The sequence below is a fragment of the Microvirga aerilata genome (genome assembly GCF_016743775.1).
Lineage (GTDB): Bacteria > Pseudomonadota > Alphaproteobacteria > Rhizobiales > Beijerinckiaceae > Microvirga > Microvirga aerilata.
On record NZ_JAEQMY010000351.1, the window covers coordinates 1 to 726 of the forward strand.

At 58.7% G+C, this 726-nt stretch carries 1 protein-coding gene; it reads left to right on the forward strand.

Annotation, left to right across the window (positions count from 1 at the left end; all coding sequences use genetic code 11):
• Positions 1 to 74 precede the first annotated feature (74 nt).
• Complete coding sequence (locus tag JKG68_RS32770; RefSeq protein WP_202066649.1) at positions 75 to 662, forward strand: DUF1003 domain-containing protein; 588 nt, start codon at positions 75 to 77, stop codon at positions 660 to 662.
• Positions 663 to 726 lie beyond the last annotated feature (64 nt).

Consider the following 726-nt stretch of genomic DNA (forward strand, 5'->3'; position numbering starts at 1 on the left):
GGAACATTGATAAGCAATCTTGGTTGAGGAGGGCTGGCGCGACAATCAGGTTGAGCCTGCTATGGAGGCTTGAAATGGTTGGGCACCGCCCGAACGGAGAGGCTCATTCTGGTCATCGGACCCGGGGTAGGGTAACCACTCCTTCCCCTAAGCCCCCCGGTCTCAGCTCGGTGCTGGAGCGGAATATCCATGCTCTGAACAAGCGCCGCCAGCGAGAAATAGCCGAGGCCACAGCCCAGGAAAAGCTTGCCGAGGCAATTACCCGGTTCACGGGCAGCATGCTGTTTGTCTACATCCACTTGGCGATCTTCGGGTTCTGGATCGTGGCGAACCTTGGCTGGATCCCCGGCGTTCCCCAATGGGACGAGTCGTTCGTGGTGCTCGCTATGTGGGCCTCCGTGGAGGCGATCTTCTTGTCGACCTTCGTGCTGATCAGCCAGAACCGGATGCAGGCGGCGGCGGACAAGCGCGCGGACCTCGATCTTCAGATCAGCCTCTTGGCCGAACATGAAATAACAAAGATGGCCACGCAGGTGGCCGCCATGGCCGAGCGCATGGGCGTGAAAACCGAGGTGGACGAGGAGATTGACGAGATAACCCAGAATGTCGCCCCTGAGGCCGTGCTCGACGAAATCGAGGCCACCCAGCCCAAGGCGAACTAATCCAAGCATTGATAAGAGTTCAGGTAGGGTTCAACTCGGCCGCAAAAACGCTTCATCGATGAGC